The following is a 6,201-nucleotide window of genomic DNA, read 5'->3' on the forward strand; positions in this document are numbered from 1 at the left end:
CGCAAAGATATGTCGGCTAACAACTTATGTCAAGGCGGAAAATAGAATGGTTACAAGATAATATGGCCATAAAAATTATTTGTTTAATTCTATATTACTGGTTTTCCCATACCAGCCTGATATTTCTTTCTTAAAACCCAGAAAATTTTGTTTGTTGTCAGTGCAAGAACACTCAAAAGTTGATATCAGCACGTTTAAAGTCTTTTCCAAACATCCTACAACCTCAAGTAAAAGTGGAGGAAGTACCACGTTGAATGTGCGAGTACAATCAGGATAGAATTTTTTACGTGCTTTTATATTCTTTAGAGTTCCACTTTCGTTTAAATCTGGAAAAAAGATCCATTGCTCAATATTATCTTTAATCAATCCATGATAAAGGGCATAATGAAAATCGAGTGATCCATTATGGATAATTTCATCACGTAAACTCTCAATAGTTCGAATACATGCAAGTTCCTTTTTTGCAAATAGTGTATTCTCTACCGTTAAATTGTCACCAAGCCACTTGCGTTTACCATACGTAATGTTTGCACTTTTCATATTAGGATAAGATGAAAAATTTACACTAGGCATTTCTTGCAATTCGTAAGCAACTTTAGTTATGAGGTCAAAGCTTGAAGCGAGGGTTATAATAAGCGAGTTGAGATATGTATAAACATCAATACCTTGTGTGCCAATTCCGAAAGCCACATCATCATACTCTTTAATGTCACGGGATAGATTAGGCGTTAGAATTTCATATATTTTGTTAATTAGCCTAACCAATACTGATGTCCTATTTTGGAAAGAAGACATCAACATTTCGCAATCATAATAATACAGTAACCTATAAGTGAGTTCATTATTATTTGCCTGCACAAGTTTTTCAAAATCTTCTTTAGAAAGACATCCTTCTTGACTATGCCCATTATTGCGAACCCACATTGGCACCAATCCTACGATGGAATAATAATCGATACCCTTGAAGACATTCCTCATGATTACATCGTGTAACTTTACTTCAAGAATATTTAGATTTCCAAGAGCATCATTGATTTGTGTACCAATAGAATCGTAAAATGTAAACTCGCTGATCTTCTCTTGGGGTGTAGGAAGAGTTTGTCTTAACTTATCAAATAATTCAGTTATCTGTTTTTCCATACTTTAACCGATTTCTGGGATTTGGTAGTTTCTATTGCTTGCAGAATGTTGTTTCATACCATTGATGTAAATAACCTCAGGGATGTACTCACCATTATCTTTCATATTCTTTTGCACTTCCGTAATCTTCCGCTTAATTTCTTCAATATTGTCCTTTTCCATAATTACCATAAAAATGCCGGATTGTGCTCGCTCTGCTTTCATGTAGGCTGGCAACTGATTCCTATATCCATGAACAAGATTCTCGTTCGTAGAACGTTTGATTTCAATGACGGTATTAGCCTTTGAACCTTTTGTTATATGAAAATCAATTTCACCTACACCTGGGTTGTCTTCACGTGTTATAGCCAAGTCTAAGTTGCCTGCTATCTTATATGTGTCAGCCACAGTGTATAATAGAAGCTGCCAATCGGTTTCGTCTGGCGTTCGATGATTTCGATAGAACAACTCCGAAAGCCTATTGTGTTCAACCAAATGTTTGAATTGTTGGCACATTGCCAACGTAAGCCTATAAACCTCATCCTGTTCGTTTTCATATCCAGTTGGCTTTTGGAATGGAATTTCGTCTAATAGTTCTTGAAGCAATACATCTCGATACTGATTCTTATTATCTGCTACGAAATCATACGGCACTGCTTTGAGACTCTTATAAAAGTTAATTACAGCTTCATAACAATCCTTATTCTCAACAATAAGATTCTTCCAGTCTTTCTTTTTATAATCTTTATATTCACTCCAATTAATACCAATCAGTTCTGCAATTTTCCTTTTGAGCCGATTATTGTAATTACATACACTGTCTATATCTTCAAAATCATGTGCGACTGGAAGATTTGCCAAGAATGACTCTGGAATAAAATGAAGGGGCTTACCATTATAATATGGAACTTGAAACACTACCCCATACTGGAATGTGTAGGGATGAGTTGTTAGCCCCATTTCCTGTGCTATCCTTTGCGTATACTCCAAGAAATGTTTTTGCAGAATGGCAATGGTCATATCACTGATTCTATCAGCCGCCATATTGTCCTCTATTAACTGCATTAAACCAAATATCTCAGGATCTTCAAGACCAGCATTTATGATGGCGTATGCACTATGGGCGAGTTGTCTGGAAATTGCACCACTTATACCTCTTCCCCTTGTGTTTCCTTTCGAAAACCCCAATCCTGTATTTGGAATTTCCTTGAAAGTAAATCTTTTTACTATTTGCTTAAAGAAACGGTCTTGAAGACCGTCAGTTTTTGAAGCTTTTACTAAAGGAATAAATAATCTAAAATAGTTAAAGAATTCGGTATATGCATCTTTAAATTCGGGTATTCGACTTCCTTTAAGAAGAAGCGGATCTATATGAAGCAAAGAGTCTTTATCCAAAAAAGCATTATATACTCCTTTTTGCAGAAAATCCTTGTGCTTTACTTTAAAAAATCTACTGTATGTTAATGACATATTTATTGCAAATTAGTATTTTAATTCAAAACTACATTATTAAGTAGTCCTATAACCTTGTGAATCTCGGAATATGCCTTCAAATCCTCTGGCGATTCCTTGCAGAGTTGACATAACTTTTCTGAGTTTGACATCGCCCGTTCCAAATCGCCATTCTCTGTCAGGTATTTATAGAGGTTGGTGCGTATGAAATATCGTTTTGTCTTTTCATACCCCGGCATATATTTCTGCAATTCGGGAAGCAGTTGTTCGTAACTCTCATATCGCCGACAAACCACATTAGGCAAGAAGTGGAGTAGAAACCAAAATTCCGTGCAAGGATTCGTTTCCACGAACATAACCTTTCCGGCATATTTCTTCTTGCTATACTCTTTCTTTGCTCGTTGGTACAGTTGCATTTCGGAAGGATATTGATATAACCTGTCCATATCAAACAGGCATACGATATAATCATATTGCTTGTTCAAATAGGATTCTACCAGTTTCAAAATATGATTGATGTCGCTGTGCTGCGGAAAATCCGGAGCGACCTTGAAAGGATAACGACACGCAATCCTTAGAGAATCGAAATAGAACCATTCCGTTTCTCCCTCACCAATGATGGCGATACTTTTTGTTACTGTCCGTCCCATATCATTAGTCATTCAGGTTGATATACTGACTACCCAAGAACGGCAACTTTACCAATTTTCCCTGCTTGTAAGCATTATATGGGGAAAGATTTTTATGCAGTCCAAGAGAAGAAAGACGCACAATTTTAGTTTCGCCGAGTTCGTCTTTATCGGTGAACCATATCGTATCACGGCGAATGAAATCTTCATTGAGAAGATTGATGTCGTGTGTGGTCAGGAGCATTTGGGATGTTCCGTTACTGTTTGCCAGAAAGACTTTCAGGAAATAAGCCAACAGTTCATAATGAATACTTGTCTCCACTTCATCAATGGGTACAAACCGATTGGTCTTTAACAAGAAATTCAGTATCACCGCCATTCCCAAGAATCTCATGGTACCATTGGACTCGTATTCTTCCGACAAATCATATACTTTATCGCCTGCCTTATGCTTGAAGGTCAGTTCCGTATTTGTAATTTTCCCCTTTCTAAGCATTTCAGCCTTTGCATCTTTATCAATAGGGGCATTCTGAATCAGTTGTTCCAATTCAGGTGTAATCAGCTCTTCCTCTTCATGTAATACCACATCTTCTATATTGAAATCGGACGCTTTCAGGAAATTTAAAATGAATTCCTTCAAATCTCCTGCCTCGTCTTTATCCAATCGTGATTTGACATATCCCGAAAGCAACATACCGGGAGCCAGTACATCTTTTACCTGCTTGGCAAAATAATCGTACACATCATTCAGCCTTGTCCGTTCCACGTTGCTTTTGCCAAATGCGGCAAGCACACTGCAATTATTGATAGTGTTGCCGGAAATTACATCCTGGCTTTTCTTTGTCATTTTCAGGTTTACGCCAAAGTCGATAGTCGAGGAATCTGTCGCAGCATCATAACTTCGGTTATACAGCTTGGTAGGGCGAATGGAATCATAAACAATCAATGTCTCGGAATAGATATGCTTTGCATCCAATTCAAAACTGAGGATGTACTTCGACTGATTGATATAGAACACCATTGACATCTTTGTCTTTTCGTTCCTCGAAGTGTCATCCAACATGAAAGGGACAACCCCTGTCTTTTCGGTCCGGTCTTTAGGCATTCTCAAAACCAGCATCTTGAAAAATTCGATGGCATTCAATATATTCGTTTTGCCGGAAGCGTTGGCACCATAGATAATGCCCACTTTCAGCAATCTTACTCCGTCCTTAACTTCATACGAATACTCATCAGACATAAAAGTATCTGCCGACGGCTCAAAACTGATTTTCTGAACCGATTTAATGGAGAAAAAATTCTCAATGCTGAACTCTGCTATCATAATCGTTGATTTTATCTATTGTATGGTGCAAAGATACAAATAAAATCTCATACAATAAACCATAAATACGATTATTGTAGAAAAACTACGAAATGTGAATACAAAATCAACGAACGACTATTTATTAGAGCTATAAATTAACCGTCTGATTATCTCTGGAAAGTGTTGATCGATTTGAGGGCGGTAAACGAATGTGGTTTATGCAGCCGGGGAAATTAATTATCCAATGCCATTTTGCACCATCCCTTGATTTTATTTACGATGGCTAAATAGTGGTACTAAAATGGTGCTAAATTACAAAACTATCCTTTTATACACGCTATAAAATATAGTAAATCAGTTTATTATAGAACTTTATATCTTGTAGCCCACCAATACCTATTAACATTTCCATGAGTAGTACTTGAACTATACATAGTAAATGTATTACCATACGAAGAAGTTCCCGTGTAACAAGTAAACGATGCCTGCCAATAGCCACTGCAATAATCCACTGAAAAAGAACTCGTAATTTTATCCGATCCTTCAAAAGAAGAATTAGAAATACCCCAGTTACCACCATAGAATGACAATGAGGGATATCCTCGAGTAGAAACAAGATTGCTACGCGTCCCTTTTTCATCTATAAAAGACACACTGTTACTACTACCAATAGTATACGACTTAAATTCATTTTCTGTCGAAAGCAACAAGGTCGTAATCTCCCCTTTACGAATACTTTCCTTTATCTTATTATTCAATTCATCAATATTCTTAAGAATCGTAATAAGATTATCCACAGAAATATTATCTGCCTGAATTATGCTATCACCAATTGAAACCGCATAAGAATAATTGACCGTATCAATCTTTATGAACTTATTCACAATGTTCAGGTCTTCTGCAAGAGTGTGAGGTATGATAGATTTTTGTACTTCTACATCATCATATCTGTCCGTACAACTAAAAGTTGTAATTGCTAAAATGCAACACAATAATAAGTAACCATACTATTTTCCGCCACGCCAATTTTATCGGCTGTCTTTCAGCCGATAAAATAAAAATGCCCGTAAGAAAATATTTTTGTTTTAACATTCCGGTTTATAGAAACATGGCAGAAGAGCCTTCTTGTCGCAGTCCTTACCATGAAGAATACATTCAAACAAGTGCTTCAGGTAATCCTGAGGGTCTATGCCGTTCAACTTACAGCTTTCTATCAGAGAGAAGGTGAATGCAGAGTTTTCTGCCGCATCCTCACTGCCTACGTTCATACAGTTCTTGAGCAGCAGCTTTACAGGTTTCATCCTTTGCTCACAGAGGTTGTTCGAGATTTCCGCTGAACCGTCCTTGAGGATATTTCTCAAGGATTTCCACTGGTTTATCGTATAGTTCACGGCCTTTCTCATCAGTTCGTTAGCCATAATCTTCGCATCCTGCATCATAATGACCACCTTATGATGGATACGTTCAAGAATCGGTCCTGTAAGCTTAAGCCTTCTTTCCTTAATCTGCTCACCGCTGAGTTTCATCATACGGAACAGGTCTTCATTTCTGAACATCTCACCGATAGAATCTATTATGTCCATCGCTGTTCTGTCTGAAGGCAGGGCATCAACCCACAACCTTCTACAGTGCGTCCAGCATCCTATATGAAGCACCTTTGAGTCTTCACCATCGTACATCCTGTAAACCGTATAT

The 6,201-nt window shown here is 37.3% G+C and carries 6 protein-coding genes; all 6 read right to left on the reverse strand.

Annotated features, from left to right (window positions below; translation table 11 throughout):
- Nucleotides 1-75: 75 nt before the first annotated feature.
- Nucleotides 76-1,140, reverse strand: coding sequence for a hypothetical protein (locus RDN93_RS21325; RefSeq protein WP_308747335.1), 1,065 nt, complete (start codon nucleotides 1,138-1,140; stop codon nucleotides 76-78).
- A gap of 3 nt (nucleotides 1,141-1,143) precedes the next feature.
- Nucleotides 1,144-2,589: a hypothetical protein gene (locus RDN93_RS21330; protein WP_308747336.1), complete on the reverse strand. Its 1,446-nt coding sequence runs from the start codon at nucleotides 2,587-2,589 to the stop codon at nucleotides 1,144-1,146.
- 20 nt (nucleotides 2,590-2,609) lie between these two features.
- Nucleotides 2,610-3,221, reverse strand: coding sequence for an RloB family protein (locus RDN93_RS21335; RefSeq protein ID WP_308747337.1), 612 nt, complete (start codon nucleotides 3,219-3,221; stop codon nucleotides 2,610-2,612).
- Between the two features lie 4 nt (nucleotides 3,222-3,225).
- Nucleotides 3,226-4,524 (reverse strand): AAA family ATPase, encoded by a 1,299-nt coding sequence (locus tag RDN93_RS21340; RefSeq protein ID WP_308747338.1) that lies wholly within the window; start codon nucleotides 4,522-4,524, stop codon nucleotides 3,226-3,228.
- A gap of 344 nt (nucleotides 4,525-4,868) precedes the next feature.
- Nucleotides 4,869-5,390, reverse strand: coding sequence for a hypothetical protein (locus tag RDN93_RS21345; protein WP_308747339.1), 522 nt, complete (start codon nucleotides 5,388-5,390; stop codon nucleotides 4,869-4,871).
- A 201-nt stretch (nucleotides 5,391-5,591) separates the two neighbouring features.
- Nucleotides 5,592-6,201: transposase (locus tag RDN93_RS21350; RefSeq protein ID WP_308747340.1), on the reverse strand; the 610-nt coding region annotated here is incomplete at its 5' end.

This window comes from uncultured Bacteroides sp. (assembly GCF_902491285.1).
In the GTDB taxonomy this organism is placed as follows: Bacteria; Bacteroidota; Bacteroidia; order Bacteroidales; family Bacteroidaceae; genus Bacteroides.

Bases quoted from the DNA above. Each gene is read 5' to 3' on its own strand.
- RDN93_RS21325 (WP_308747335.1), bottom strand. From the start codon at position 1,140: ATGGAAAAACAGATAACTGAATTATTTGATAAGTTAAGACAAACTCTT.
- RDN93_RS21330 (WP_308747336.1), bottom strand. From the start codon at position 2,589: ATGTCATTAACATACAGTAGATTTTTTAAAGTAAAGCACAAGGATTTT.
- RDN93_RS21335 (WP_308747337.1), bottom strand. From the start codon at position 3,221: ATGGGACGGACAGTAACAAAAAGTATCGCCATCATTGGTGAGGGAGAA.
- RDN93_RS21340 (WP_308747338.1), bottom strand. From the start codon at position 4,524: ATGATAGCAGAGTTCAGCATTGAGAATTTTTTCTCCATTAAATCGGTT.